Here is a 25,185-nt window from a genome sequence, read left to right on the forward strand (position 1 = left end):
CAGTGTTTGACGGCAACCGTTTCTGCGAGTCGATCAGATGGCTACCGGGACACCGGCCGCGCCGTCGTCATCATCCGACTCGTTGCCGTCACCCCTCAGTGCGTCCCCGACGCGGTCGAAGGCGGACCGCTGGGAGTCGAGCCGTACGAAGGTGTAGATGTCCATGGTCACGCGGATGGAGCTGTGGCCGAGGACTTCCATGATCATGCGGGCGTCGGCGCCCTGTTCATGGAGAAGTGAGGCGCAAGTGTGGCGCAGGTCGTGGAAGCGGACCCGACGGACGCCGGCTCGGACGCACAGCACCTCGAAGGAGCGGTTCAGGTTGCGCGGCTCTATGGGGGTCCCGTTCTTCGTGGTGAAGACGAGGCCGTGGGCCGTCCCCTTCCAGTTGGCACCAGCCGCCTTCCGGTCGGCGATCTGCTGGGCGCGCTGAGCGCGGAGCGCTGTCACGCACTCGGACGGCAAGGCCACACGTCGGGCGGATCGCTGCGTCTTCGGCGCGACGATCAGCAGTTCGCCACCGACCCGCTGTAAGGCCTGCCTGACGGTGAGGACACCCTCGTGGAGATCCACGTCCGACCAACGCAGCCCCAGCAGCTCGCCTCGCCGCAGGCCGATGCGGACCGCCAGCTCATATGCGGCCCAGAGGCGGTTGTCACGGGCAGCCGCCAGGAGCTGACGCCCCTCCTTCGCCGTGAGCGGTTCGATCTCTCGCTTCGTTCCCATGCTCAGCTCTACATTCCGGGCCACGTTGCGGGGCAGCTCGTCCTCACGAACGGCGTGCTGGAGAGCAGCACGCATGATCACCAGGAGGAAGCGCACCGTCCGGTCAGAGGGGAGCTTCTTGCAGCACTTGCCGAGGGCGCAGCAGCGCCGCTTGTGCTCAGGCCGCTTCCTGTCCTTCCCCTGGGCGCAGCACTGGCAGGTGACCGCCGTCTTCGCGAGGAAGGCGCGGATGTCGCGGGCAGTGAGTCGGACCAGCTTCTTCCGGCCGAAGTCCGGGGTCACGTAGTTGCGGACGAGGGACTCGTAGTTGACGTAGGTCGTCCGGCGGACCTTGCCCTGGGCGACGTTCGTCAGCCAGTACGTCAGGTACTCGGCGATGGTCATCTTGTTGGTGGCGACCGGGAGGCCGTTGAGGGAGTCCGCCTTGAGCTTGGTGAGCTTCTCGTGGGCGTCGTCCCAGGTCTTGCCGTACACACTGCGCCGCTTGTACGTGCCGTCCGTCGTGAGCACGTACGCACTGCCCTCCCACCGGCCGTCTTTCCGCTGGTAGATAGTGCCCTCGTTGTTGGCGTTCTTCTTCGGCTTGGCCATCAGGCGGCTTCCTGTTCGGTGCGGAGGGAGACGTAGGCGTCCACGGCGGCTTCGCTGATGCGGCGGCAGCGACCGATCTTGAAAGAGGCGAGTTCGCGGGAGCGGATCAGGTCGTGGACCTTCCAGCGGCTGATGCCGAGACGCTCGGCGACCTGGTCCACGGTGAGTACGGCCGTCGTCATACGGGCAGCAGTCCTTCCTGCTTCAGGCGTTGGGTGTGGGCTACGTCGTGGCGGACTTGGGCGGCGAGTAGTTCCTCGCCAGGGCGGTAGCCACTGCTGAGGTAGGTCCACGAGGAGGCGGTGACGAGGCTGGTCTCGTCGGTGGGAAGGCCGGCGCGAGCCCGTGCGGCTTCGGCTTGGGCGAGGCGCCAGGCGCGGCGTACGTCGCGGAGCGCGCCGAGGGTGGTGGAGTAGGCGCGGGACTTGCTGGAGAAGTGGCCGCGGAAGCCGAGCATGTGGGCCCACTTCCAGAGCTTGAGTTCGGCGAACTCCGGCAGGTTCCCGAGGCCCCAGGCGGTGCGGATCATCTGCCGTACGTGCCGTTGCACCGGCAGGGCCTTGATGGGTTCGGCCTGCCCGGTGCCTCCGCAGTCGTCGCACAGGTCGCGGAAGTAGTCGGGACCTCGTACGTAGCCGCGTCCCTGGCAGGGACGGCACATGAGGGTGCGGTCTACGGTGCCCGCACCTTCGGCGTTCTTGGTGGCGTACTTGGCAACGTATCCGGCGACTTTGGCGTCGGTGAGTTCGCCGTCGCCCAGGGCGGAGATCTGGTCGACCTTGAACCGGTCGCCCCACTTGATCACGCGCTCGCCGATGGCGTCGGACTCGACGGTGAGCCGGGCCCGCTCGACCGCCAGACCCACCGCGACCTGGAGGGCGTCGAAGGTGGCCCAGGACGGGGGCGGTGTGGTGTGGCCGTCGGGTCCGTCGAAGCGGATCACGGCGTGGAAGTGGACCAGGCCCCGCTTCTGATACTCGGCGACCTTGGCGAAGGAGACGCGGAGAGCGGCGTTCAGCGCCTTCTGCGTCATGCCGAGGTGTTCGGCCAGGGCACGGCGCAGGTAGGTGGTGAAGCGTGCCCACAGCTGCCCGGCGTGGGCGTTCCAGAGCACGGCGCCGGAGTAGTCGTAGGTGGCTGGGTCGAGCGGGGTGCCCAATGCCGGGTCGTCCTCGGCATGGTGGGCACCGCAGCCGCAGGGGCGGGTGTTGCCCGCGCTGTCGGTCTTGCGGTTGTGGACGGGGCCGAAGGACGGGGCGGTGAGGGTGACGAAGGCGCGGGGGTGGTCGCGGACGGTTTCGGCGACGTTCTTGCCGCCGGACAGTCCGGCCTTGATCAGGTGGTAGGTGTCGGCGGCGTAGACGCGGGAGCAGGCGGGGCAGCGGGAAGCGCGGCGGTTGCCGCAGGTGGTCAGGAGGCGCCCGGAAGGCTCGTCTTCGGAGCGGTAGGAGCGGACTACTTCCTTGGTCGTCGAGTCGGTGGTGACCGTCCAGCCGTGGAGGTTGACGGGGCTGGTGCAGCCGCGCAGGTCGCGAACCTGTTCGGTGACGCGGTCGAGGTTGTGGGTGTTGGCCAGCTCGATCAGGTCCCGCAGGCCGGGGCTGACGACGTGCCGCAGGTCGAGGGGGCGGTGCATAAGGGGGCGGGGATCCTTTCTGGCGGGAAGGTGGGACCTGCGGGCAGCAGCGATCAGCGCTCGGGCGGCTGCCCGCAGGCATGACGGGTCGGGCCCAGGGGCGGGCGAGGGTGGGAGGTGCCGGAAAGGCCGGCGGAGGGTGCGGCCCTACAGGGCGGCGTGGAGGGCGGTGGCCATGGGCAGGCCGATGCCGAGTCGCGTCTTCAGCTGGGCCGGAGTAATCGCTGTTCCGTGTTCGGCGTGATGGGACGCGGCGATGGAGCGTGCTTCGGTCAGCAGCGGCTCAGGCACCTTGAGCGCGGGCGGGGTGGGAGCCGGGGTGACGCGCGGAGCTACCGGGGCCGGGGTCGGGACTGGGTCCGGCGCGACAGGCGGGGCCGGAGCGGTGAGCGGTGCGGCAGCGGGGGCATAGGGCAGGGCCGTTTCGGGCGCCGGTTCGGTCTCTTCTGCCTCGGGGGCCAGGTCGGCGGGGCGGGTGACGGTGTGGAAGGCGCGCAGGAGTTGCGGGCCGACCGCGCCCCAGCCGAGCAGGAGCAGGGGAGCCACGGCGTCCACGGCTGCCCGGCCGTAGTGCCCGGCGGCGATGGGTTCGGCGACGTTGAGGGCCAGCGTCAGCAGCCCGGAGAAGTGCATCAGCCGGGTGGCGGCCGTCATCTGTTCGGCGGGCAGTCCGCGCAAGGAGAGGTAGCGCAGGGCGACCAGCAGGCCGACCACGGAGAGATCCACCATCGGGGCGATGAGCGGTGCGATCGGTGAGGGGACGCCCAGGCGGAGGGCGAGAGACCAGACGTTGCCGAAGGAGAAGACGAACGCCAGCACGGCGATGACGATCATCACGGCGGTGATGGTGCGCTGAGTGATCCGGTCCTCTGTCAAGGAATTCACCTCCCTTCGGTGCTGTGTCACGGGGCGGAGATCAGGGTTCAAGCGGCGTCGATGGCGGGTTTCTCCAGGTCGACGTTCTTGTCCCACATACGCGGGCCCAAGAAGGCTTCCAGGAGCGCGGAGGGGTCTGCGGTCAGGTGAGCGGTGCTGTCGGCGATGCGGGCTGCGTCGGCGTCGGAGACGTACGGGGTGCGGATACGGGTGAAGCCGGGCTGCGACTGGTGGTTCATCGAGGCGACGCCGACATAGGTCGGGTCCTGGAGGTTGACCGGGTTGGCATCGGGCCACTCGCGGATCTCCTCGCCCAGAGCGGCGACAGCGGCCTCAGCGGTCTTCTGGGCGAAGCTCAAGCCCACGGGGCACACGTCACGGATGAAGGTCGGGATCGCATCGCCGGTGGACTTCTGAGTGGCGAGGATGACGAGCATCCCCACCGAACGGCCCTTCTTCACCAGGTCCTCGACGAGCCGGGCGTTCTCCGCCGCGAGAGCGGCGAGCTTCTTGGTCTTCGGGTCGCTGCCCTTGTGGTCGCGGAAGTACGTGTGTGCTTCGTCGATAACCAGCACGACCAGTGGCCAGTGCTCCGACGGGCCCTCATCCCACATGGACTTCACGCCGAGCGCCTTGCGTACCGAGGCCGACCGCAGGCGCCGCAGTTCCACCAGGTCCCGGAACAGCTTGTTGGCCTCTTCCAGGTCGTCCCCGACGAAGGCGAACATGCGCTGCACCCAATCGGCATAGTCACCTTCGTGCGCGGCGGACACCTTGCCGTCAGCGCAGGCGAACTGCACGCAAGGGGAAGGTGCCCAGTCCGAGAGAAGCCGGTTGATCAAGCTCGTCTTGCCGAAGCCTGGGAGGCCGGCCACGGTCACTCCGGGCACCTGTGTGAGGTCTACCGAGACCGGCTGTGCGTACTCGTCCAAGCCCAAGTCCCACTGGGCCGTCTCGTCCGGCACGTCCCCCGTGGGCCGGTGCTCAGTGGGGAGCTTGAGCGGATCGAGCCGCACGCCCCGGATGACGACCTGTCCGGGCTTGTCCTGCGTGATCGCGACCCGTGTGCACCTCCAGGCGTCGGCCAGATGCGGGGCCGCCTTCTGGAACTGCGTCAGGCCCACGCCGGGCAGGCAACTCGCCCGCGCGATCACGCCGTATGCGTCGTGAGTGACCTTGAGAGCCGGGATGAGGACGCGAGGCTTGATCGGCTTGCCGTCGGTGTTCGCCAGCGACGCGAGCGCGGTCGGAGTCTTGTCCGTGGCCGCCAGCTTGAGCATCGGAGCGAGCCGCTTCCAGCCCCACCGCACCCGAACGGCTTGCCGGATGGACTGCCGCGTCATGGCGTCGGCGCGCAGGTAGCGGACTATCCACCACACCGCCCAACCGACGAGGAGCACCAGCGCCATGTCGACCACCAGGGAGCCGTAAGGGAAGGCCCCTTCTGCCGGGCCGTTCGGACCGTTCATTTGCTGCGCTCCAGAGGGTTGTAGAGGAAGGCCGCGAGGGCCGATTCGAGGGCCGCCCGGTCGGTCGAGGCGTCGAGGCAGGGATAGCCGTAGCCGACGAGCACGCCCGCCACCGAGGTCACGAGGGATTCGGTGAACCGGGCATCCGGCCCGGCGTGAGGCAACGGGTAGTTGCGCTCAGCGCCGGACCGGGGAGCCGTGCCGTTCACGCCGCTTCAGCAGCCGGGGCCATCAGGTCCAGCCGGTCCGCGCGGTAGGCGATGCCGTCCGAGAGCGAGCCGTTGAAAATTCGCGCCCACGGGGTGGCGAACAGTTCCACCGGCATGACCGGGACACCGGGCTTGAGACCGTCAGGGAGACCGGTCTCCGGAACGGTGATCTTCAGAGCCTCGGCGCGGCCCTCCTCCATGAAAAAGAGGGTGATCGTATAGAGCTTGGCGCCGGTCTCGCGGTCGGTGGCGAACTGTGTCTTCTCCTGGTCCGCGTACTTCGGCACCGGCAGGGTTCCGACCATGAATGACGAGGTGGGGAGCAGGCCAACACGGATGCGTGCCATGGGAGTTGCTTCCTTTCGGTTGCGCTCCGCCAGGCGGCGGGGCGTGATCACCATTGAATATAGCTGACCTAGCACTGTCAAGTGTGTGTGGTGAGCTAGGCGTCAACTGACGTAGGCCACCTATGTCAGTGGGGTGTGCTAGGGGTGCTAAGGATCGCTACTCTTGGGCCATGAGCCCCGCGCCAGAGAGCAAGCAAGACCGTCGGCCGCCGTATCAGCACGCTGCCGACGAGCTTCGGCGCGACATCTTGCAGGGACGGATCAAGCCGGGCGAGCAGATGCCATCCATTCGCGAGCTACAGGAACGCTTCGGCGTGGCCAACATGACCGCGAGGGGCGCGCTCAACGTGCTGCGCGACGAAGGCTTGATCTACACGATCCACGGGCGAGGCAGCTTCGTAGCTGACCATGACGCCGCCGGCGAGTTCTCGGCGGGCTACACCCCGCCAGCCTGGTACCTCGCCAACAGGGACAAGACGTCCCCTCAGACTGAGCAGATGGAGGGAAGCCCCGACGGTTCCGAAGTCACCGGGGCCACCCTCACTGAGATGCTCACTGCTCTACGTGACGAGCTCCGTTCCCTCAGCGCTGATCATCAGGAACTGCGGCGTGAGGTCGAGGAGCTGAAGTCTCAGCAATCGAAGTCGCAGTCCTGAGCTGAGCTACTTCCTCACGCAGTGCTCTGGTCTCCTTGCTGAGGCGACCGACCATGGCCCGCATCTCTTGGATCAGCGCGGCCACTTGATCCGCGTCTTCGACGTGAATGCTGGTCAACCCCATCTCGTAGTCCGCTATGTGCTCGGCCATGTCTCCCGCTTGCCGCCCGTGCCGTCGATGCGTTTCGCGCTGCCGCGCTTCCTCCCAGCCGCTGAGCGCCTCCACGACGGTGAGCGGCTCCTTCGCTGATCCGCCATCGCCCTGCCCTGCGGAGCTGTTCAGAGTTTCTTTACTGGATCAAGGCGGCCCGCCTACGGCGGGCCGCGCGCGCTGGCGGCCCGTGGCCGCCGCCGCTCCTTGTCTCCGCCACCGCTCCGGCGGCCCCCCGCCGCTCAGCGCGCACAACCGCCAGGGCGGACAACCAGACCAGCGAGCAACACGTCCACCACCGAGCACCAGGACCAGGCCAGGACGAGCCAGGCGTGACCGCGCCACCAGACCGCCCACAGTTCCGATCCGCACGGCCGGTGGAGTCGCAGGGCACGCCGGCAACGCTCATACAAGTTCGAGGACTCGGCCATGACGTTTGGAAGAAGCGTGGCTGAGGCCGGTAAGTGGTTGCTGGAAGCACACGTGGCGGGTGCTCGTTCGTCTCGCCCGCCGTCATGGCTGACTTTCGGTGGCTCAGGTCAAGCCCCTTCCTCGTTGGACAACATGAAGCCGAGGGCCCGCACCCGCATCCGAGCACGCCAACTGCCCCGGCTACCATCGGCACCGGGGTCCTGATCAGGGCTTCCGCGACCGGACCACCCGGAATGCTGTCCAGGCTGAGGGGTGGTCCGGTCTTTCGTTGTTGGTCTTCGTTGTGCGAGCGCCGCCGGGCGCACCGGCTCTAGAGGCGGCTCAGGGCCTTACCCACCTCGTAGATGGTCGGCCGGTCTTCGGGAGCATGGCTGAGCATCGCCTCGATCAACTCCCCCAGCTCGCCGGAAGCCTTGACGGGGCGACGTCTGCCCTCGGCCACGGCCTTTCTCTGGACGGGGCGTGGAGCGTCGTCCGGGTACTCGATAGCCCGCCAACCAGTGGCCGAGATGAGCAGCGAGGCGCCGAGGGCGTAGACGTCGGCTTCCGGCGTGGGCTCGGCTTCCCCCGTGGCGAGCACGCTGCGCGCGATCTCCGGTGCCTCGTAGTGGACGAGGCAGCCGCGGAACGGGAAGTCGTACCCCTCGGGGACTTGCCCACCTCGGGCTAGAGCCAGATCGATGAGATGCGTCCGCTCCGACCCGACGATGAAGTGGGCGGGCTGTACGTCGCCGTGAGCCCAGCCCTTGGCGTGCAGTTCGGCCAGGACCTCGACACAACCCAGCGCCACACGGGCATCCGGTGCGATGGATGGGTCTTGCCTACGGCAGGGTTCCCACAGCTGGTGCAGGTCCGGCCCTTCATGCCACGGCTGGAAGTTCCACGTCCCGCGCTCCCATTCTCCGTACGCGAAGTCGTCGCATCCGAGCCGATGCAGCACGGCTCCCTCTCGGGCGGGCGCGAGGGCGGTCCAGGGCTGGGCGGGCCAGTCGGCCGTAGCCTCGATCGGATAGCCGACCTTGACGGCGTAGTGACCTCGATGACTCTGCACCTCCCAGACCATGGAGCCCCGGCGGTTCAGGACCAGGCGCTGAGACGTGGGCATCAAGGCGTCGAGCACCACGATCGGCAGTTCAGAGGGTGAGCCGGGCAACGTCTCTTCTCCTTCCGGGCGAACGCGGCCGACCACGAGTCGAGGCCGGCCGCGCCGCTGGTGTCTTGTGCTACGCCTGGCCGTACGGGCGGCCGCAGTCGGAGTCGCACTGGGCAAGGTTCGTGCCGTCCACGGTCCACAGGTCATCGAAGACCATGAAGCCCGCCGTCTTCATGGCGCGTGCCGAAGCGGCGACCTGCTTCGGGTCGCGGGCCCCGCCACCGGGCTTCGGGTTGTGGTGCAGGAAGCGGCCCGCGTACCGCTCACACAGCTCGGCGTACTCCTTCGTGTGCAGGATGAGCGCGTGCAGTCCCAGGTCCACGTCATCCGACGGAACCATGGGGACGAGCGCGGTGGCTGCGGTGACCACGAAGGCGACCGCCTGGTCCGCGATCCGCTCGGCACGCTCGGGTGACTGCCCGTTGTGGACGACCACGAAGTGGGCGAGGCTCTGGAACAGTTCCTCGCCAGACACCGCGCGGCCGGTCCTCTGGTCGTTCGCCGTTGCCGTCATGCGAGTACTCCTTCTGGATTGTGGAGCGTGGCACTTACGGGTTGGGGAGGCCGCCCCGCCCGGGGGTGGGGGAACCGGGAATGAGCCCCCGTCCGGGGCGGCCGGTCTACTGGCCGACAGCGAGAGCCATGCCGATCACCAGGCCGCATGACCCGCTGATCATGACGATGAAGAGGACTCCCGCGTATCGGCCGATGACGCGCATCACAAGCCGTCCCTGCTGTTGCCGTTCTTGATGGACAGGCGGGCGCTCAGTTCCTCCCGAGCGCTCGGCTGCACCACCTTGTCCGGCATGGCATCCCACTCTCGGCCGCCGCCGATGGGCCGTATCTGCACTCGGCCGCCGAGCTCACCCATGACGATGCCGATACGTCCCCTGGCGGTGTCCTTCGCCAGTTCACCGATGCCTGGTCTGGTCTGCTGGTTGCTCGCCATGCAAGGGAGCATCGCGATCGGAGGGCCGCCGCTAAAAGGTCAGGCTGATTACCCAACTTGGGTAACATCGCCGGAAGTAGAGAACCAGCGACGTTGCGTAGCCCTCGCAGTTTGGGAGCTTGCCGATGCCCGACCCGGACCGGCCGCAGGAACTGCCGGCCAGACTGCTCACCGATCCCGAGATGATCGATGCGTGTCGGGTCCGGGACTTCGCCAGAGTCTTCCGGCTGGTGAAGGTCAGGGCGGGGATCTACCCGTCGATGATCGCCCGGCGTTGTGACCTGACGCCGAGCCGCGTGGGCGAAGTCATCGCAGGTCGCAGGCACTTGCTGCACATGGATGTCATCGAGCGCATCTCAGACGGTTTGCGCATCCCAGGGGACATGCTCGGGCTTGCCCGCCGAGGGTGGGAGACGCCTCAGGCCCTAGTGGTCGACGAGCGCGAGACACCCCAGGTACCGGAGCCGGAGCAGCCTGCCCCCGCGTCTCTGCCAGGTCCCGATGTGGACGGCATCTTGGCCTTGGCCACGCGAACCAGTCTGAACAAGGCCACGCTTGAGGCCTTCCGCTCTTCTATCGAGGACTACTGGCGACGAGACGACCAGCACGGCGGCGAGGCACTGCGGCCCGCCATTGTCGGCCAGCTCCGTCATGTCGTTGGGCTCTTGAAGGAGAGCCGACCACCGTCCATCCAGAAAGGTCTGTACGGCATCGCCGCCGAGCTGGCACGCCTCACGGGCTGGACCTACTTCGACGCCCGCCAGTACAACCAGGCCCGCGCCTACTTCACGGAGGCCCTGCAATTGGCGAAGGAGATCGACGACCGGCAGTTCATGGCCAACGTCCTCGCCTGCATGAGCTTGCAGGCGACCTACCAGGACAAGCCCGCGGACTCGTTGGCACTTGTGACCGCTGCCCAGGATCAGGCCCGGTCAGCACTCGGCAGCACGCCGCGCGTTATGTCGATGCTGGCCATGCGGGAAGCATTCGCCCACGCCACCCTCGGTAATCGTGATGACACGCACCGGGCGATCGGGGAAGCACACAGCCAATTCGAGCAGATCGGGGCGAGCGATCCGGACCCCTCATGGGTGACCTACTTCGACGAGCCGAAGCTCCTCGTGGACACGGGCATCGCCCATGGCCGTCTGGGCGAAGCGGCAACCGCTGAACCCTTGATCGCCGATGCCCTGCGGCGGGAGCACCACACCAACCAGCGAGGCCACGCGTTCCACTCGTTCTGGCTGGCCCGAACGCAGCTGGAGCAGGGCAAGCTTGACCAGGCGTGCCACACCGCCACGCAGGCTCTGGAACCTGCCTTGGCGGTGGCCTCTGAGCGAGTGTCAGGGCATCTCAGGGAGTTCTACGACCAGTTGGCCCCACACAGGCAGGAGCCCGTAGCCCTTGCCTTCGAGGCGCGGCTACGGGAACTCCTCCCGCCGGTCAGCGGATCGCTTCGTCCATGAGCAGATAGAGCAGGCCGACGAGCGATCCGCTGCTCACGACCTCACGGCGGTCTATCATCCCGCGCACCTCCGAGAGAGGGATCCACTCGATGCGGTCGGACTCGTTCTTCTCCGTGGGCGGACCAGCGTAGGTGGCGCCGTCGATGCGGAAGACGTGGTGCTGCGAGTCGGTGATCCCGTTCGCCGGCTCGGCGTAGATCAGGGGTTTGATGGGGCCGGGGCGCCAGCCGGTCTCTTCCAGGACTTCGCGGGCAGCAGCTTCTTCCGGGGTCTCGCTGTCCTCGACCAGGCCCATGGGCAGTTCCCAAGCCCACGAATCTGTGATGAATCGGTGCCGCCACATCATCAGGACCTCTTTGCGGTCATTGACTACTGCGGCAACGGCAAGGTGCCGGAGGCGGACGACGTGGTACTCCCACCTACGGCCGTCCGGCTGTTGGACGTCGACCAGACATAGATTCACCCAAGGGTTGGTATAGACCTGTCGCTCACCGTGGGTCTTCCACTCCATACCTGCGGCCCCTCTCGATCGGTCTCCAGGATCTCAGACCGATCCGGAGCCAGATGCATGTTCTCCTCTTTTCGCGTCACCTTGACGAGATGTGCCGCCCAGGACCCGGTCCCGGTCCCGGTCAGAACTGATCGGCAGGCGGACGATCTACGAGCGGCGGCGGGGGATTTACCGAGACCTCAGCTTGGGAAGGTGCAGGCACCGATGGCCTGTCGGCGGCGGTGTGCACCACGCCGTGCCGTTCAGCCTGTGTGCGGTGTCAGGAGAGCGCCCGGAGGGTGTGCCGGCTCAGCTTTTTCGCGTCATCCTGGAGGCCCTTCGTCCGTGCGTCGCCGAAGGCTTTCGCGGCCTCGTCAATCTTCTGACGCAAGATTCCGCCCTTCCTGAATATTTTACAGAAGCCGTTGAGCAGAGCATGTGACTTCCGGCTTGGATGGTCGTTGGTCTGTTCGTGGGGAAGCGTCAGTCGCGGCCGTGGATCGTGTCGCATGAACTGTGGTCGCTCATCGCGCCGTTCCTGCCCGAGCCGAGTCCGAAGCTGGTGGAAGGGCGACCACGAGTCCCGGACCGGCAGGCGCTGTGCGGGATCCTGTTCGTGCTGCATACCGGCATCCAGTGGGAGTACCTACCGCAGGAACTGGGCGTCGGTTCGGGGATGACGTGTTGGCGGCGCCTGGCCGCATGGAACGAGGCCGGCGTCTGGGACAAACTGCACCTGGTGCTGCTGAAGAAGCTGCGGGCCGCGAAGAAGCTCGACTGGTCGCGGGCGGTGATCGACTCCTCCCACGTGCGGGCAGCTCGGCGTGGCCCAAAAGCGGGCCCAGCCCGGTCGACCGTGCACGGCCGGGCAGCAAGCACCACGTCCTCACCGACGGCCAGGGCATCCCGCTCGCGGTGTCGCTGACCGGCGGAAACCGCAACGACGTCACGCAGTTGCTGCCCCTGTTGGACAAGGTTCCGGCCGTGGCCGGACTCGTCGGCCGGCCACGGCGCAGGCCCGACGCGCTCCTGGCCGACCGCGGCTATGACCACGACAAGTACCGGCGCCTACTGCGGCAGCGCGGCATCCGCCCGGTCATCGCCGAACGAGGACAGGAACACGGCTCCCGCCTGGGTATCTTCCGCTATGTCGTTGAAAGGACGATCGCCTGGCTGCACGGCTTCCGTCGCCTGCGCATCCGATGGGAGCGACGGGACGACATCCATGAAGCCTTCCTCGGCCTCGCCACCTGCCTCATCACCCACAGACAAGTCCGACGCCTTGTTAAAACCTCAAGTCGTCGCCGGGCCAGCTGATCACGAGACCGCCTACGCGCAGCCGGGCTGCTCGGACAACCATTGCGTTGCCGCGTCCAGGACGGGATCTTTGCTTCCTCCGCGCCCGAGGTTGTCGACGACTGGCTGGTCAGGCGGTATGGGGCTGTCGTATGCGCGCCCCGTGCGGTCGGCGTCCTTCACCTCTGTCAGGTTGAGGACCGCCCCGTCGGACAGTCGATGCTGTGCGTTGCCGGTGGGGACGCCTGTGGTGTCCTCGCCGAAGGAGCGCGTGTCCGGGCGCCCGCGGAAGGCCACGGTCACCGCCTCCCCGGAACTGGCAGTGGAACGGCTGGTGAGCACCGCAACAGGGGCCGATCCGCCGCCTACGGGAGGACTTGTTCCCCAACCGGTGGAATCACCGTCCAGACGAGGGCTGCCCTTCTCAATGGACCACACCGTCTTCTTGCCGTCCGCATCGACGAATGATCCGACATCACCGTCACCGAGGATCGGTCCCACGACGGCAAGCATCGGCCACATGTTGCCACCGCGGTTGCGGCGGAGGTCGATCACCCAGCCGCAGGCGGTCGGACGATTAGCCTTCGCCACGGCATTTCGCCCCTCCCGCACGTACTGCTGATAGACCTTTTCAGATCCCAGGACGCCGGGGAGCGACAGATACCCCACGCGGCCGGCTAACGCCCGCCCTTCCACAGGGCTGCGGACCTGCTCGTCCCCGTGCGACTCCTCTGCCCTCTTCGGGTCGAAGAAGCCACTGTGCCCGTCTCCCAAACTGCCCAGAGCCGCCTCTATGGCTCGATAGGTATCGCTAGGACGCTGCGCGTTGCCGGCTTCGGTGAAGGCTGTTCTCCGTACCTCATCCCAGTCGACATCGTCGCGGCGAAGTGCCTTGTCCTCCATGAGGTCCAACGCGGTGGACAGGTAGGACCGGGCCTTGTCAGACATTGCCGGGCCAGGTGGCGACGCCTCCCCTCCCGAGCACCCGGCCCCAACAGCGAGAACACACACCAACCCAGCAGCCATCAAACGCGGCAAACGCCCCCGAACCATGTGCCCGCCCAGTCAGCCAAACCAGTGATCGTCTCGTGACCCTAACTCTGTGCATCGCTTTCCCTGCTACTGAGAACAGCGACTGCCGAGGCACAAGCTGGACTGACCAGAGGTCTTGACAGCATGCACCCCCAGCACCCGAGCGTTGCCGGTTGCAGTCTCTTTAACGACTGATGTGGCGAAGCACGGACGCTGCGGCGGAGGTGACTCAGGTGGGGTGTGGGGCGCCGGTCAGGAGGCCTTGGCCGCTTCCGATCCCTCGGGACAGCTCTCACGGGCGGCTTGGCGACCGGTCATGAACTCGGATGGGCCGGAGGAACAGGGCAAGAAGCCTGTGCCAGTCTCCTCCCAGGTCCGGACATGACCCTTCACCGACGCGTTCGAGCCGCACGTGTAAGCGAAGTCGGCCTCGACGGACTTGCGATAGGCCCACGCGTAGTACGCACCCTTGAGATCCCCAGTCGCCGCCTCGAAGACGTGTCCCAGACCCTCCTCGGGCACGTCGCGCTCGCTCGGGCCAGCGAGCGGTTCCCCCACCCGCAGGTACTTCCCAAAAGCTTTGATCACGTCGGCAGCCCGCAGCCCTTGCGGCGTTCCATTCACCGTGGGCCTTACGCCGGTGTCGCCGACCGGTTTGAGGCGGGCCGAATAGGACGCCGTTCTCTTCTCCAGCCTGATGGGGTCCGCGAGTTCGGTCAGCTCCTCCGACCGCCGCACATCCGACCAAGCGTACGTCCCGCCCGTGCACGAGCGGGCGCTCTCGCCCTCGCCGTCCGTACAGGCCGCCAGCCCTGCTGACAGAACCACCGTGGCCAGAGCAGCTCCGCTGATCCTCCGTGCTGTGCCGCGCATACGCCGGCTCCCGTCCCCCGTGCGCCGGGCGCCCGGCGTCCGCACCATGATCACTGCAGAATCCATAGTGAGGGCGGCGGGCGGGAGACGGCAAGGAGCTTGAGCGTTCCCAGAGCTAGCAGGGCACCGCTGTAAGCAGGACAACCCCGTCGACCTCGCCGCGTTCGGCAAAACCGAGGCACTCCCGGGCGACGAGGTCGTCCAGCTCGAGAGGCATCGCAGGAAGGTGCGTCTCGCGCCGGGTGAGACGCTCATCGCCGAACGAGGACAGGAACACAGCGCCGGCCTGGGTATCTTCCGCTCGTCGTTGAAAGGACGATCGCCTGGCTGCACGGCTTCCGTCGCCTGCGCATCCGATGGGAGCGACGGGACGACATCCATGAAGCCTTCCTCGGCCTCGCCACCTGCCTCATCACCTACAGACAAGTCCGACACCTTTGTTAGGACCTCTTAGTCCGTCGGTAGGAGTGGCCGGCTACCGGCAGCTCGGACGCAGCCATGCTGCTCGGATCGCGCTCGTGGATTACGTTCGCGGCCTACTTGGACGGCATTGACGTGCTTTGCATCGGGTGATGGGCTGATTGGTGCCGCGCCCGCTGAGAGCGCGACACCGAAGTGGGGCTCAGCTGTGGTGATGCCACCAGTAGAGCGCGAGCGCTCCGACCCCACTGAGGCTCGCCTTCACGCCGATGCGGACCAGCTCGTCCTCAGCGGTGCTGAGGAGGCGCCGGGAGTGGTGTCGCGCCCCGCATTCCGCGAGGGCCCTGTTCACCCGGCGGTGCATACGGGCCGTGCCGGCTGCCGCACGGCTGGTGGCTATCCGACGGCGTGCACGCGCTGCGCGGGCGATCTTGGGTGTAGGCCGCTGACACTGGCAGCGCCTACACTTCCGGTTGCTGGGAATTTCGACCTCCTTGTGGGTTGATCTTCCTCACTCTGTTGGCGGCCTCCTGCTCTCACCCAGGGGGCCGCCGCCGTTTCCGGCGACGGCTGTGACCGCGCGCCCTATTCTGACGCACGGCACTGACACCAGGTGCTTCTCGAGGTCAAGGCAAACGGTCGGCTGTCGCACCGCAGTTGAGTTCCAGCCCGGGTAGCTTGACCGTGCGCTGACTCTGAGTGGCAGCACGGTGCAGCAAGTCGAGCCGCTGCGCCGTGTACGAGACTGTGCGAACCCCGGCCATGTTGATCAACGCCCCCGCGCTCGCACGCAAGTTCACGTGAAACGTAGAGCTGAGGCGAGCTGCAGGTCGTTGTGGAAGGAGTCGAACTTCACGAGGTCTCGACGCACATGCCCTGCTCGGTGAACGGGACGATCTCGGGCAGCACTTCGTCGACCTCGTCGTCGACGGCGTATCCCATCTCCGGCATCTCGTTCACCTTGCAGTTGATGAACTCGTCGACGTAGTTCAGAACACGGTAGACCTTGATGAACATCTAGGTTCCGTCCGGCGGATCATGTGACTGTCAGATTGCTGACTCGTTGTGTCTGGCATGGGGCGGGGTGATCTGACGAATGCCGAGTGGGTCCGGCTGGAGCCGCACTTGCCGGCGTCGGGGCTGCGTGGGGGACGGTGGAACGACCACCGCAGAGTGATCAACGGGATCTTGTTCCGGGTCCGGACAGGCATACCGTGGCGGGACCTTCCCGAGCGTTTCGGCAGCTGGAAGACCGTTTACGAACGGCACCGACGTTGGTCGGCGGACGGCACGTGGGACCGGATCCTGTGTGCCGTCCAGGCCGACGCCGACCTCGCGGGCCGGATCGACTGGAGCATGGTCAGCGTCGACTCGACGTCCTGCCGTGCCCATCAGCACGCGGCCGGCGCTCGCAAGAAGAAGCCACGTATCCCGAAAAAAGGACGACGCCTCGGCACCACCGCCCCGACGAAGGACTCGGACGGTCCGGGGGCGGCCTGACCTGCAAGATTCACCTCGCGGGTGAAGGTGGCTGCCGGCCAATGGCCTTCCTGGTCACGCCCGGCCAGTGGGGCGACGCACCGCAGATGATCGAGGTCCTCGAACGGATCCGCGTGCCCCGCCCCCAGGGCGGTCACCCCCGCACCCGGCCGGACCACTTGGGCGGCGACAAGGCATACAGCTCACGTCGGAACCGGCGCTACCTGCGAAGACGCCAGATCAAGCACACCATTCCCGAACCGAAGGACCAACGGGCCAACCGCAAACGCCGCGGCAGTGGAGGCGGCCGGCCCACCGGCTTCGACAGCGAAATCTACAAACGCCGCAACGAAGTCGAACGGACGATCAACCGACTCAAGAACTCCCGGGCCGTCGCCACCCGCTACGACAAGAGGGCCTACGTCTTCCACGGCACCGTCACCACCGCGGCTGTCCGGCTATGGCTCCGGGGCTGACCCGGCCTGCAGCCTCAGTCCCCGAGGAACCACAAGTACAGGCCCTGTCCGTCAAGAACTACCTAACCCAGCTCGACCAACTCGCGTGCGAACTCATCAGTCAGCACGCCTGCAGGCAGCCGCGGTACCTCCTCCAACAGGGTCGACACCTGCCGGTGGTTGAAAACGGTGTCCGCGTACGGCAGCAGGTGTCCCAGCATCGGAAACACTGACTGATCAAGACCAGCCAGCTCAGGACCCCAGACCACACCGTGCTTCGCGCGGGCCTCGATCGTGCCGTTCTCGCCTCGGACCTGGAGGTTAATCACGGTCAGACCCTACGACCTCATGATCCGCCGGACACTGCCTAGCCCTTGATGTGCTCGTGGAGTGCCACGACCTCAGGGGACTTCGGGCGCAGCTTCTGTCCCGTGCGCGTAGCCCTGACTCGTGCAGCGCACGATCGGTGGTGCCCCGTCTCCGCCTTCGACGACCAGTTGGCCGCCGCACGGCTGCGGTACGTCCTCGACCCGGCGGGCGTCGCTAAGGGCACGCCGCGCGAGTTCGACGGCCCCAGGGATCGAGCGCCGACGGCGGATGGTCGAGTGGCTTTGCTGGGACCGAGACGGGGGCGGACACTCGGCGATGGCACGACGCTTCAATTTGACGGCAGCTCTGACGGCAACGACGGCACACGCTCGCATACGATCGCCAACCTGGGCGATCGGGATCTGAGGCTGGCGGCAGCGGGCACGATGCCCTGCCCGAGCCTACGGATCAGAAGGTTGCAGGTTCGAATCCTGCCGAGTGCACACAGGTGAGAGGCCCCGGAGAGATCCGGGGCCTCTTGCGTTTCAGAGGCGTACAGCAGCGAAGTACAGCAACCGTGTCAGCCGGTACCGCCCATCGCGTCCGACAGCTGGCCGATCGCGGCGCGCACTTCCTCCTCGCTCGCTTCGGCGTAGACCTCCATCGTCATGGCGATCTGCGAGTGCCGGAGGATGCGCTGGGCCACCTTCGGGTGCACCTTCAGCGCGACCAGGAGCGAGCTGCACGTGTGCCGGGTGTTCCGGAGCGGGATGATCCGGAGCCCGGCGCGACGAGCCCGGAGGGCGAACATGCGGGTCATGTTGCCCGGCTCGATGGGCGTGCCGTACTTCGTGGTGAAGATCAGATCATGGCTGCCCTGCAGGTCCACAGACTGCCCGACTCGCCGGAAGCTTACGGGGCCATGATCACTCGCCCCATGGCAGCTCCAGCCCAAAGCCGCTCCGCCGACCGCGTGGCGGCGCACAGGCGCTCAGGTCGCAGGCCCCAAGACCAGCTGCATACGGAGATAATTCGCGTGACCGGGACCGGGCCGACGCTGCCCATCGGGTTTCCATCCATGCCGGGCGTAGAAGGCCTGGGCTCGACTGTTGCGCTCCCATGCTTCCAGCACCCCAGCCGTCAGAGAAGCATCGCGAAGGAGCTGCACAAAGGCGGCATGCAACTGGCTACCGATCCCCTCGCCCCAACGCCCGGGGCGGACGTGGATCTGGTGCAGCTGGCCGACAACCGAGGCATCCAAGTCAGCCTCCAGCGGAGGGCCCATCGCCAAGATGCCCACGATCTCACTATCGCTCACGGCGCACAGAACTGTCCGGGTGTCGTCCTGCACAGCACGCATCCACATTTCTCGTCGAACAGAGCGCGCCTCAGGAGAGGTGAGCTCCGCCTCTGATAATCCTCCTGCCTGGTAATACGCTGTTCGCGCTTGAGTATGCAGGTCAACGATCGGGTCCAGGTCGTCAAGGCTCGCAGTTCGCAGCAAGGTATGGGAAGTCGTCACGATCATCTGACGCACTTACCTTGAGGTGGAGTTCCCCGCCCCCGACTCCATCTCTATGGCGGGAGGGCGGTGTGCCCCCTGCGTGCCCGGTCGAGGAGCGAACGACGGGGAGCAGCGGCCAGCTCGCCCCGAAGCCGCAGGTCAGTCTCGGCAGCTCAGCCAGCATCCCGCATACGCGATCTTCCAAGCTGGTGCTGTACAGCAGCGAAGTACAGCAACCGCAGCAACCGGACCTGGCCGGTTGAGCACTGTCAACCGCTGACATCAACGCATACCTGCGACGCCTGACGATCAAGCGGAGTGTCCTGCCACACGAAGCTCGAACGATCACGGAGACGCCCGACACCGTTGCGTCGCGCCGTCGCGACGACCGGGCACTCCACGTCCAACGGCTCCCCGACCAGTAACTCCGCGGCCAGTCGCGCCAGTCGGATTACGATCACGTGGCCGCTGCTGAGCAGGACATCGCGAGGGGGACACGGTCGTGAGCAGAACAGAGGGCCGCGGAGGCCGCCGTCGGGACGGGGGCATGGCTGCGTTGGCTGTCGCCACGGTGCTGCTTCCGCTCGTCGCGGGGTGTGGCGGGGGCCATGACGCCTCCGACCCCGGCGCCAAGGACACCAAGGCGACTGCCGGACAGCAGGGCGGGAGCAAGAGCGCGGACCAGGGGAGCGGGGCTTTCCCGGACAGGGGGGTGATCGTCACCGCCTGGTGTTCCGTGCCCGCGAGCAAGCCGGCCAGTGTGACGGTCACGGGCTGGGATCCGGCAACGTGGGAACGGGCCGTCTCCCGGACCTTCACCGTCCCGGCCGAGGCCGTGGTCGCGGAGGCCGACGATGTCGCCTCCCCGCTCGTGGAGCTGTGTGCTGACAACTTCCCTGGTGTCAGCACGTCCGAGGACGGGCCGCGCGCCGTCGCGTCCACCCGGCTGCGGCAACTCTTCGACAAGGACTTCTCCCGGATGGCCGTCGTTCTCATCGATCGGGAGACGGAGGCGACAGGGGTGGGCTACGTCGACACCAGCGGCAAGCTGACCAAGCTGTCGGGTGCACCGAGCGAGGACTTCGGGGACACGCCCAAAGAGGAGAACGCCGTCTTCGCCCAGAACGGCAGTGCCGTCTGGTTCACCGAGACCGACTCCTCGGATCATGTGCGGATCGCCAGCCGTTCCGTGGCGGGTGATCACGCAGCGACCGAGCAGGGGGGCGGTGATGGCAGTTACATGGACGGGGCCGGCCTTGCGCTCGCGGGCGACCCGGTGCGCGGGCTCTTCGGCAAGGAAGTCCGGATCAGTCCCGACGGGCGCAAGGCGACGGCCTTCATCACCTGGCGGGGCTTCAACGTGGCCGACGTGCCACAGCGCGGTGCGCTGTTGAAAGCCGGCGGTGTGAAGGCAACCGGCATTCCCTACGACGCCGACTGCTACCCCTACGGCTGGGTCGACGACCAGACCGTGCTGTGCGGCGCCCGACTCGGCAAGGCCGAAGACCCGAAGCGGAAGAACTCCTTCTGGACGCTGGACACTTCTCGGCTCGACGGCAAGGCGGATTCCCCGAAGGGTGCCCTGGGTGATCCGATCATCCCCGCGACGGATCGGAAGAACACGGTGCGGGCCATTTCGCCGGACGGAAAGCAGATGATCTTCGCTTCGCTCCAGGGCACCCGGACCGAGTTCTTCACTTCGGCCATCGCTTCCGGCGCAACTCCGAAGAAGATCGCTGCACGGGGCGCGGACAGGGCGCTGAGCTCGGGAGACGTCCTGGAGTGGCGGTGAAGGCCGACGCTTGTGACATCCGCCGGCCTTGGATGCCGAACGGTACGCCGTGACAGCGGCGGCGACGTTTGCCGTGGCGGGGCGCGTCGGGGAAGGGGACGCTGGACTTGGGGGCAACGTGATGGAGAGGTGCTCCATGGCTCAGCCCAGCAGGGACCACAAGGCGCGCAAACCGTTCCTGTCCCGCCCCGGCGTCCGCCGCTTCCTGCCGTTCGTTCTGATCAGCGCGGTCGCTCTGATCTTCATCTTCGAGAACCGCTCGGACGTCGAGATCCGCCTGCTCGTGCCGATCGTGACCATGCCGCTGTGGGGAGCCCTCCTGATCGCCTGGGGCCTCGGCGTGCTCGCCTGCGTCTTCACCGTGCGCCGACGGTCGAGCCGGCACTCCCGGCAGCCCAGGTAGAAGCCGGCGCCTACGGGGCCCCGGGTACCGGCCGGAGGCTCGGTTCAGTCCGGGCGGCAGTGTTCTTCCAGGTAGGTCGCCGCCAGCGTGCTCGCGCGGGTGAACCAGTCGTGCAGGACCGCGATCTCGTCCGGTGAGTACTGCGCGAAGAGGTGCGTGAGGCGGGCGTAGTACGGCTCGTAGACCTCCCGGACCCGGGCGACCGCGTCGGGCCGGGCCGCGACGCGGATGCGGCGGCGGTCCGTGGGGTCGGGGCGGCGGGTGATGTAGCCGGCGCGCTCCAGGCGGTTGAGGATGCCGGTGACAGCGCCGGTCGTGACATGGACGCGAGCCGCCAGGTCGCCTGCCGTGGGGAGGTTCTCGCCGGCCTCGATGACATAGGCGAAGCAGGTGAGGTCGGTCACACTCAGGCCCACTTGCTGGGCGATCTCGTGCTGTCCGACCAGGTGAGTGGCGATGAGCTGGTCCATCGCCGACAGTGCCTGCTCCGGTGTCGCGGCCGGACGAGGCTTCGCGTGCATTCCCAGATCCCTTAGTTCGTGAGATGTTTGGGTCGTAAAAGTCTTAGCAAGTGAGGGGTTCGTCGGATCGGACCCTCGGTGCGAGGGAGTGGCACGTGAGTGCACATCAGTATGACCACGGGCACACGCTCGCGGGGTGGGTCGGATGCGCCATCGCCTCGGTCGGGGCCGGTGTGGCGGGGCTGGGGGTCTGCACCGTCTCCGGTGTGCTGATCGCCGGCGGCCTGGCGATCGGGCTCGTGGCTCTGCTCGTCACCTGGGCCCTGCATCTCTCCGGGTGGGGCAAGGGGCCGGGCGTACGGCCCCGGGCGGAGTGGGGCTGGCGCGTGCGGGACTCGGCGGCGCCGGGCGGGCACGAGGAGTGCCTGGGGTGCCGGCTCGCGGGGCGCGGGCGGCGCGCGGCGGGTGCGGTACAGCCGGTCATGCCGGTGCAACGCACGGCCGAGCCGGAGACCGTCGCCGCGGTGGGGACCGACTCGGTGAGGTAGAGCCCTCCCGACCGGCCCTTCCCGACCGGTCGGACCCCACCGGCCGTCTCCCCTCATCCAGCCGCTTCCCATCAGCCGCCCCGATGTCAGTGGTGCCCCCTACCCTCGGCAGGGATGGCACAGGCATGGAAGTGCTCGGGGCTGCGGTGGTCGGCGGATGGTCCCGTGCTGGTGTGGGGCGGCGGGCGGCGCAGTGCGCTGACCTGGGGGAAACGCGTGGCCTTCGAGGTCGCGGAAGGGGGCGTGCGCAGCTGCCTGGGGGCTCGGGGGCACACGTGCCCGCTGGGTGCGGTCGTGCCGGGGCGGAGCACGGGGGCGCGGTGCGAGGAGTGTGCGCGGCTGGACCGGGCGCACTCGGTGGCGGCGGACACCATCGCCGACGATCCACGGCCCTACCGCGTTTACCTGGCGTGGTTCGGGCCCGGCATGGTCAAGGTCGGGATCACGGCCCGGGAGCGGGGAAGCGCGCGGCTGCTCGAACAGGGAGCCGTCTGTTTCAGCTGGCTCGGCGTCGGTCCGCTCATGGCCGCCCGGCGTACGGAGGAGCTGCTCAGGGCCGCCCTGCGGGTCCCCGACCGGATTCCGTACGCCGAGAAGCGGGCCGTGCGGGCCGCGCTGCCGGAGGCCGCCGCCGACCGGGCCCGTGAGGTCGCCGAGCTGTACGAGCGGGCGGTCGCGCTCCCCGCGTGGCCGGAGTCGCTCGTACGGGAGCCGCTGCGGGTCGTCGACCACCTGGAGGTGTTCGGGCTCGCCGGGGTGCCCGTCGCCGTCGGGGACGTGCGCGAACTCGTCGCCGGGGGCGCGGTCGGCGGGGAGCTGGTCGCGGCCGCCGGACCCGATCTGCATCTGGCCACCGGTGCCGGGGCCGTGGTGCTCGACACGCGGTTGATGACCGGGTGGGGGCTGGTGCCCGCCACCGGGAGTGAAGTGACCGTGCCGATCAGGCAGTTCAAGGAGGTCACGGGCGTGCAGGACGGCTTGTTCTGAACCGGCAGGGCCTCCCCGGCGCTCCCATGACTTCCCAGGCGTCCCCTGAGAAACGCCTGTGTGTTTCTCAGAGAAATCACAGGTTGGCGAAAGCGTGTTCTCAGAGGCCCTCGACATCGTGTTCACATGACCACGACCTCGCCCCAGGGGCGCACCGAACTGCTCAGGCCGGACGGGAGCCCCGTCCGCGTGCTTGTGGTGGACGACGAGCTGTCGATCACGGAGCTGCTGTCCATGGCCCTGCGCTACGAGGGGTGGCAGATCCGGAGTGCCGGTGACGGTACGGGCGCGATCCAGACCGCCCGCGACTTCCGGCCCGACGCCGTCGTCCTCGACATGATGCTGCCCGACATGGACGGGCTGGCCGTCCTCGGGCGGCTGCGCCGGGAACTGCCGGACGTACCCGTGCTGTTCCTGACCGCCAAGGACGCCGTCGAGGACCGGATCGCGGGGCTGACGGCCGGCGGGGACGACTACGTCACCAAGCCGTTCAGCCTGGAGGAGGTCGTCGCGCGGCTGCGCGGGCTGATACGCCGCTCCGGTGCCGCCGACCGCCGCTCGGACTCCACGCTGGTCGTCGGCGACCTCACCCTCGACGAGGACAGCCACGAGGTGACCCGGGCCGGGGACAACATCCATCTGACCGCCACCGAGTTCGAGCTGCTGCGCTTCCTGATGCGCAATCCGCGCCGGGTGCTCAGCAAGGCGCAGATCCTCGACCGCGTGTGGTCGTACGACTTCGGCGGCCAGGCCAACGTCGTCGAGCTCTACATCTCCTACCTGCGGCGGAAGATCGACGCCGGTCGCGAGCCGATGATCCACACGCGCCGCGGTGCCGGTTACCTGATCAAGCCCGCGGTGTCGTGAGCGGACGACGACGGCTGCGACTCCAGGGGGACAGACAAGGGCGACTGCGCCGGCCGCGCACGCTGCGGACGCGGCTCGTCGTCGCGTCCGTGCTGCTGATCGCCGTGGTGTGCGCGGTGATCGGCACGGTGACGACACTGGCGCTGCGGTCGCATCTGTACGAGCAGTTGGACGGGCAACTCGGCGTGGCCGCGGTCAGGGCCGCCCAGAGCCCGCCCGGAAGTCCCGGCCAGGGCATGGACGGCGGCTCCCGTGCGCCCGTGCAGAAGAAGGAGAGCCTGACCGAGTTCGTCACCCGGGGACCGCAGCCGGGCGGCACGGTCGCCGCCAAGATCGAGCGCGGCCGGATCACGGAGTCCGCATACGGCGTGTCCGGGAACAACCAGCTGATGAGCGCACGCTCGCTGAACTCCGCCCAGGCCGCGGCCCTCACCTCCGTGCCGCAGGCCGAGGGGACGGAGCAGACCGTCGACCTACCGGGCCTCGGCGAGTACCGGGTCACCTACAAGAGCGGCGACAAGGGCAGCTACTACGTCGCCATCCCCACCAAGGACGTCACCAACACCGTCAACACCCTCATCCTGGTGGAGATCAGTGTCACGGCAGCCGGTCTGGCCGCCGCGGGGCTGGCCGGCTCCGTCCTCATCGGCGTGGCCACCCGCCCCCTCCGCCGGGTCGCCGCCACCGCCACCCGGGTCTCCGAACTCCCCCTGCACACCGGCGAGGTGAACCTCAGCGAGCGCGTGCCGGACTCCGAGACCGACCCGCACACCGAGGTCGGCCGGGTCGGCGCCGCACTCAACCGGATGCTCGACCACGTCCACGGCGCCCTGCACGCACGGCAGCAGAGCGAGACGAGGGTCCGGCAGTTCGTCGCCGACGCCAGTCACGAGCTGCGCACCCCCCTCGCCTCCATCCGCGGGTACGCCGAACTGACCAGACGCGGGCGCGAGGACGTCGGGCCGGACACCCGGCACGCCCTCGGGCGCATCGAGTCCGAAGCCGGGCGCATGACGCTGCTCGTCGAGGATCTGCTGCTGCTCGCCCGGCTCGACGCCGGGCGGCCCCTGCAGTTCGAGCAGACCGACCTCGCCCCGCTCGTCGTGGACACCGTCAGCGACGCCCGTGCCGCCGGCCAGGACCACAACTGGCGCCTGGACCTGCCCGATGAGCCCGCGCTCGTGTCGGCGGACGCGGCCCGGCTGCAACAGGTCCTCGTCAACCTGCTCGGCAACGCGCGCAGCCACACGCCGCCCGGTACGACCGTCACCGCCCGTGTCCAGCGGCGCGGCACCTGGCTGTGCGTGGACGTCGAGGACGACGGGCAGGGCATCCCGGCCGAGTTGCTGCCGCGCGTCTTCGAACGGTTCGCGCGCGGCGACTCCGCGCGTTCCCGCGCCAACGGCTCGACCGGCCTCGGCCTGGCCATCGTGCAGGCCGTGGCGACTGCGCACGGCGGCGCCGTGACCGTCGACAGCGTGCCCGGACGGACCGTTTTCACGGTGCACCTGCCCGCGCTGCCGGCGCAGCCGGAGCCGGACATGAGTTGGCACCAGCACTCACAGGCACGCCACAGCGTCACCACATCGGCACAACAGGGCGCCTGAC

28 protein-coding genes and 2 pseudogenes are annotated in these 25,185 nt (G+C 67.9%); 12 read left to right on the plus strand and 18 right to left on the minus strand.

The genetic code is table 11. The annotated features are described in order from the left end of the window. Nucleotides 1-33 precede the first annotated feature (33 nt). The 7 genes from ABTX60_RS14740 to ABTX60_RS14770 all read right to left on the minus strand — a co-directional run bounded on the left by ABTX60_RS14740 (nt 34) and on the right by ABTX60_RS14770 (nt 5,908). Entirely contained in the window at nt 34-1,317 is a 1,284-nt protein-coding gene (locus tag ABTX60_RS14740; protein ID WP_352097423.1) for a site-specific integrase, read from the minus strand. After that, the gene (locus tag ABTX60_RS14745; RefSeq protein ID WP_093781320.1) at nt 1,317-1,499 is read right to left on the minus strand and encodes a helix-turn-helix domain-containing protein; all 183 of its coding nucleotides are present in this window, start codon (nt 1,497-1,499) and stop codon (nt 1,317-1,319) included. Before ABTX60_RS14745 ends, ABTX60_RS14740 begins: the two co-directional genes overlap by 1 nt. Further along, nucleotides 1,496-2,953 (minus strand): replication initiator, encoded by a 1,458-nt coding sequence (locus ABTX60_RS14750; RefSeq protein ID WP_352097424.1) that lies wholly within the window; start codon nt 2,951-2,953, stop codon nt 1,496-1,498. Before ABTX60_RS14750 ends, ABTX60_RS14745 begins: the two co-directional genes overlap by 4 nt. 147 nt (nt 2,954-3,100) lie before the next feature. Continuing rightward, nucleotides 3,101-3,829, minus strand: a complete 729-nt coding sequence (locus tag ABTX60_RS14755) for a DUF2637 domain-containing protein (RefSeq protein ID WP_352097425.1) — start codon at nt 3,827-3,829, stop codon at nt 3,101-3,103. 47 nt (nt 3,830-3,876) lie between these two features. Beyond that, nucleotides 3,877-5,298, minus strand: coding sequence for a cell division protein FtsK (locus ABTX60_RS14760; protein WP_352097426.1), 1,422 nt, complete (start codon nt 5,296-5,298; stop codon nt 3,877-3,879). Further along, nucleotides 5,295-5,420, minus strand: coding sequence for a hypothetical protein (locus ABTX60_RS14765; RefSeq protein WP_352097427.1), 126 nt, complete (start codon nt 5,418-5,420; stop codon nt 5,295-5,297). The genes ABTX60_RS14760 and ABTX60_RS14765 overlap by 4 nt, the downstream gene beginning before the upstream one ends. An 83-nt stretch (nt 5,421-5,503) precedes the next feature. Continuing rightward, the gene (locus tag ABTX60_RS14770) at nt 5,504-5,908 is read right to left on the minus strand and encodes an SCO3933 family regulatory protein (protein ID WP_352097428.1); all 405 of its coding nucleotides are present in this window, start codon (nt 5,906-5,908) and stop codon (nt 5,504-5,506) included. A 116-nt stretch (nt 5,909-6,024) separates the two neighbouring features. On the opposite strand from ABTX60_RS14770, the gene ABTX60_RS14775 reads away from it, so the two are divergent. After that, nucleotides 6,025-6,510 (plus strand): GntR family transcriptional regulator, encoded by a 486-nt coding sequence (locus ABTX60_RS14775; protein WP_352097429.1) that lies wholly within the window; start codon nt 6,025-6,027, stop codon nt 6,508-6,510. A gap of 893 nt (nt 6,511-7,403) precedes the next feature. Here the strand turns inward: ABTX60_RS14775 and ABTX60_RS14780 are convergent. The 3 genes from ABTX60_RS14780 to ABTX60_RS14790 all read right to left on the minus strand — a co-directional run bounded on the left by ABTX60_RS14780 (nt 7,404) and on the right by ABTX60_RS14790 (nt 9,207). Next, nucleotides 7,404-8,198 (minus strand): protein kinase domain-containing protein, encoded by a 795-nt coding sequence (locus ABTX60_RS14780; protein ID WP_502992323.1) that lies wholly within the window; start codon nt 8,196-8,198, stop codon nt 7,404-7,406. Nucleotides 8,199-8,316: 118 nt separating this feature from the next. Then, entirely contained in the window at nt 8,317-8,760 is a 444-nt protein-coding gene (locus ABTX60_RS14785; RefSeq protein WP_352097431.1) for a glycine-rich domain-containing protein, read from the minus strand. Between the two features lie 204 nt (nt 8,761-8,964). Next, complete coding sequence (locus ABTX60_RS14790; RefSeq protein ID WP_352097432.1) at nt 8,965-9,207, minus strand: hypothetical protein; 243 nt, start codon at nt 9,205-9,207, stop codon at nt 8,965-8,967. A gap of 113 nt (nt 9,208-9,320) precedes the next feature. Between ABTX60_RS14790 and ABTX60_RS14795 the strand changes: the two genes are divergently transcribed. Next, nucleotides 9,321-10,661: an NsdA family TPR-like regulatory protein gene (locus ABTX60_RS14795; protein WP_352097433.1), complete on the plus strand. Its 1,341-nt coding sequence runs from the start codon at nt 9,321-9,323 to the stop codon at nt 10,659-10,661. Here the strand turns inward: ABTX60_RS14795 and ABTX60_RS14800 are convergent. Next, on the minus strand, nt 10,639-11,172 hold the full coding sequence (locus ABTX60_RS14800; protein ID WP_352097434.1) for an NUDIX hydrolase: 534 nt from the start codon (nt 11,170-11,172) through the stop codon (nt 10,639-10,641). The genes ABTX60_RS14795 and ABTX60_RS14800 overlap by 23 nt on opposite strands. Before the next feature lie 256 nt (nt 11,173-11,428). Here ABTX60_RS14800 and ABTX60_RS14805 point away from each other — a divergent pair, with 256 nt between their 5' ends. Beyond that, complete coding sequence (locus tag ABTX60_RS14805) at nt 11,429-11,593, plus strand: hypothetical protein (protein ID WP_352097435.1); 165 nt, start codon at nt 11,429-11,431, stop codon at nt 11,591-11,593. Nucleotides 11,594-11,605: 12 nt separating this feature from the next. Further along, a protein-coding gene (locus ABTX60_RS14810) for an IS5 family transposase (protein WP_502992320.1) occupies nt 11,606-12,468 on the plus strand; the annotation gives its coding sequence in 2 pieces (ribosomal slippage) (nt 11,606-11,987 and nt 11,987-12,468; 864 coding nt in all). 12 nt (nt 12,469-12,480) lie between these two features. Here ABTX60_RS14810 and ABTX60_RS14815 read toward each other — a convergent pair. Both ABTX60_RS14815 and ABTX60_RS14820 read right to left on the minus strand, forming a co-directional pair. Beyond that, a complete protein-coding gene (locus ABTX60_RS14815) occupies nt 12,481-13,395 on the minus strand; it encodes a S41 family peptidase (RefSeq protein ID WP_352097437.1) in 915 nt (304 codons plus the stop codon). A gap of 336 nt (nt 13,396-13,731) precedes the next feature. Then, on the minus strand, nt 13,732-14,352 hold the full coding sequence (locus tag ABTX60_RS14820; protein ID WP_352097438.1) for a hypothetical protein: 621 nt from the start codon (nt 14,350-14,352) through the stop codon (nt 13,732-13,734). A gap of 208 nt (nt 14,353-14,560) precedes the next feature. Between ABTX60_RS14820 and ABTX60_RS14825 the strand changes: the two are divergent. Further along, nucleotides 14,561-14,796 (plus strand): annotated as a pseudogene (locus ABTX60_RS14825) (transposase); the annotation flags it as partial. Nucleotides 14,797-15,624: 828 nt separating this feature from the next. Here the strand turns inward: ABTX60_RS14825 and ABTX60_RS14830 are convergent. Further along, nucleotides 15,625-15,789 (minus strand): hypothetical protein, encoded by a 165-nt coding sequence (locus ABTX60_RS14830; protein ID WP_352097439.1) that lies wholly within the window; start codon nt 15,787-15,789, stop codon nt 15,625-15,627. Nucleotides 15,790-15,846: 57 nt separating this feature from the next. Here ABTX60_RS14830 and ABTX60_RS14835 point away from each other — a divergent pair. Beyond that, nucleotides 15,847-16,727, plus strand: a protein-coding gene (locus ABTX60_RS14835) for an IS5 family transposase (protein ID WP_352097440.1) whose coding sequence is annotated in 2 segments (ribosomal slippage) — nt 15,847-16,207 and nt 16,207-16,727 — 882 coding nt in all. Because the reading frame shifts where the segments join, the coding sequence is not laid out codon by codon here. 62 nt (nt 16,728-16,789) lie between these two features. Here the strand turns inward: ABTX60_RS14835 and ABTX60_RS14840 are convergent. From ABTX60_RS14840 to ABTX60_RS14850, 3 genes and pseudogenes are all read right to left on the minus strand, one after another. Then, nucleotides 16,790-17,035 carry a hypothetical protein gene (locus ABTX60_RS14840; RefSeq protein WP_352097441.1) on the minus strand — a complete coding sequence of 82 codons (246 nt, stop codon included), beginning with the start codon at nt 17,033-17,035 and terminating at the stop codon, nt 16,790-16,792. A gap of 560 nt (nt 17,036-17,595) precedes the next feature. Beyond that, nucleotides 17,596-17,895: pseudogene (locus ABTX60_RS14845) on the minus strand (tyrosine-type recombinase/integrase); the annotation flags it as partial. 111 nt (nt 17,896-18,006) lie between these two features. Next, nucleotides 18,007-18,543 carry a GNAT family N-acetyltransferase gene (locus ABTX60_RS14850; protein ID WP_352097442.1) on the minus strand — a complete coding sequence of 179 codons (537 nt, stop codon included), beginning with the start codon at nt 18,541-18,543 and terminating at the stop codon, nt 18,007-18,009. A 523-nt stretch (nt 18,544-19,066) separates the two neighbouring features. On the opposite strand from ABTX60_RS14850, the gene ABTX60_RS14855 reads away from it, so the two are divergent. Beyond that, a complete protein-coding gene (locus ABTX60_RS14855) occupies nt 19,067-20,311 on the plus strand; it encodes a hypothetical protein (protein ID WP_352097443.1) in 1,245 nt (414 codons plus the stop codon). A gap of 136 nt (nt 20,312-20,447) precedes the next feature. After that, on the plus strand, nt 20,448-20,714 hold the full coding sequence (locus tag ABTX60_RS14860) for a hypothetical protein (protein ID WP_352097444.1): 267 nt from the start codon (nt 20,448-20,450) through the stop codon (nt 20,712-20,714). 44 nt (nt 20,715-20,758) lie between these two features. Here the strand turns inward: ABTX60_RS14860 and ABTX60_RS14865 are convergent, their stop codons facing one another. Then, nucleotides 20,759-21,235: a MarR family winged helix-turn-helix transcriptional regulator gene (locus ABTX60_RS14865; protein WP_352097445.1), complete on the minus strand. Its 477-nt coding sequence runs from the start codon at nt 21,233-21,235 to the stop codon at nt 20,759-20,761. Between the two features lie 95 nt (nt 21,236-21,330). Between ABTX60_RS14865 and ABTX60_RS14870 the strand changes: the two genes are divergently transcribed. The 4 genes from ABTX60_RS14870 to ABTX60_RS14885 all read left to right on the plus strand — a co-directional run bounded on the left by ABTX60_RS14870 (nt 21,331) and on the right by ABTX60_RS14885 (nt 25,184). Next, the gene (locus ABTX60_RS14870) at nt 21,331-21,723 is read left to right on the plus strand and encodes an HGxxPAAW family protein (protein WP_352097446.1); all 393 of its coding nucleotides are present in this window, start codon (nt 21,331-21,333) and stop codon (nt 21,721-21,723) included. Between the two features lie 114 nt (nt 21,724-21,837). Beyond that, a complete protein-coding gene (locus tag ABTX60_RS14875) occupies nt 21,838-22,710 on the plus strand; it encodes a DUF2797 domain-containing protein (protein ID WP_352097447.1) in 873 nt (290 codons plus the stop codon). Between the two features lie 126 nt (nt 22,711-22,836). After that, nucleotides 22,837-23,577, plus strand: a complete 741-nt coding sequence (locus ABTX60_RS14880) for a response regulator transcription factor (RefSeq protein WP_352097448.1) — start codon at nt 22,837-22,839, stop codon at nt 23,575-23,577. Further along, nucleotides 23,574-25,184, plus strand: coding sequence for a sensor histidine kinase (locus ABTX60_RS14885; RefSeq protein ID WP_352097449.1), 1,611 nt, complete (start codon nt 23,574-23,576; stop codon nt 25,182-25,184). Before ABTX60_RS14880 ends, ABTX60_RS14885 begins: the two co-directional genes overlap by 4 nt. The last annotated feature ends 1 nt before the right edge of the window (nt 25,185 follow it).

Origin of the sequence: Streptomyces sp. NPDC126510 (assembly GCF_040302345.1) — a bacterium.
Lineage (GTDB): Bacteria > Actinomycetota > Actinomycetes > Streptomycetales > Streptomycetaceae > Streptomyces.

What these genes read in the sequence shown, in the direction of transcription:
- ABTX60_RS14850 (WP_352097442.1), bottom strand. Translation starts at nt 18,543, where the DNA reads ATGATCGTGACGACTTCCCATACCTTGCTGCGAACTGCGAGCCTTGAC.
- ABTX60_RS14800 (WP_352097434.1), bottom strand. Translation starts at nt 11,172, where the DNA reads ATGGAGTGGAAGACCCACGGTGAGCGACAGGTCTATACCAACCCTTGG.
- ABTX60_RS14880 (WP_352097448.1), top strand. Translation starts at nt 22,837, where the DNA reads ATGACCACGACCTCGCCCCAGGGGCGCACCGAACTGCTCAGGCCGGAC.
- ABTX60_RS14745 (WP_093781320.1), bottom strand. Translation starts at nt 1,499, where the DNA reads ATGACGACGGCCGTACTCACCGTGGACCAGGTCGCCGAGCGTCTCGGC.
- ABTX60_RS14770 (WP_352097428.1), bottom strand. Translation starts at nt 5,908, where the DNA reads ATGGTGATCACGCCCCGCCGCCTGGCGGAGCGCAACCGAAAGGAAGCA.
- ABTX60_RS14760 (WP_352097426.1), bottom strand. Translation starts at nt 5,298, where the DNA reads ATGAACGGTCCGAACGGCCCGGCAGAAGGGGCCTTCCCTTACGGCTCC.
- ABTX60_RS14785 (WP_352097431.1), bottom strand. Translation starts at nt 8,760, where the DNA reads ATGACGGCAACGGCGAACGACCAGAGGACCGGCCGCGCGGTGTCTGGC.
- ABTX60_RS14860 (WP_352097444.1), top strand. Translation starts at nt 20,448, where the DNA reads ATGGCTCAGCCCAGCAGGGACCACAAGGCGCGCAAACCGTTCCTGTCC.
- ABTX60_RS14855 (WP_352097443.1), top strand. Translation starts at nt 19,067, where the DNA reads ATGGCTGCGTTGGCTGTCGCCACGGTGCTGCTTCCGCTCGTCGCGGGG.
- ABTX60_RS14815 (WP_352097437.1), bottom strand. Translation starts at nt 13,395, where the DNA reads ATGTCTGACAAGGCCCGGTCCTACCTGTCCACCGCGTTGGACCTCATG.
- ABTX60_RS14750 (WP_352097424.1), bottom strand. Translation starts at nt 2,953, where the DNA reads ATGCACCGCCCCCTCGACCTGCGGCACGTCGTCAGCCCCGGCCTGCGG.
- ABTX60_RS14780 (WP_502992323.1), bottom strand. Translation starts at nt 8,198, where the DNA reads ATGCCCACGTCTCAGCGCCTGGTCCTGAACCGCCGGGGCTCCATGGTC.
- ABTX60_RS14790 (WP_352097432.1), bottom strand. Translation starts at nt 9,207, where the DNA reads ATGCTCCCTTGCATGGCGAGCAACCAGCAGACCAGACCAGGCATCGGT.
- ABTX60_RS14795 (WP_352097433.1), top strand. Translation starts at nt 9,321, where the DNA reads ATGCCCGACCCGGACCGGCCGCAGGAACTGCCGGCCAGACTGCTCACC.
- ABTX60_RS14865 (WP_352097445.1), bottom strand. Translation starts at nt 21,235, where the DNA reads ATGCACGCGAAGCCTCGTCCGGCCGCGACACCGGAGCAGGCACTGTCG.
- ABTX60_RS14820 (WP_352097438.1), bottom strand. Translation starts at nt 14,352, where the DNA reads ATGCGCGGCACAGCACGGAGGATCAGCGGAGCTGCTCTGGCCACGGTG.
- ABTX60_RS14875 (WP_352097447.1), top strand. Translation starts at nt 21,838, where the DNA reads ATGGCACAGGCATGGAAGTGCTCGGGGCTGCGGTGGTCGGCGGATGGT.
- ABTX60_RS14775 (WP_352097429.1), top strand. Translation starts at nt 6,025, where the DNA reads ATGAGCCCCGCGCCAGAGAGCAAGCAAGACCGTCGGCCGCCGTATCAG.
- ABTX60_RS14830 (WP_352097439.1), bottom strand. Translation starts at nt 15,789, where the DNA reads ATGTTCATCAAGGTCTACCGTGTTCTGAACTACGTCGACGAGTTCATC.
- ABTX60_RS14740 (WP_352097423.1), bottom strand. Translation starts at nt 1,317, where the DNA reads ATGGCCAAGCCGAAGAAGAACGCCAACAACGAGGGCACTATCTACCAG.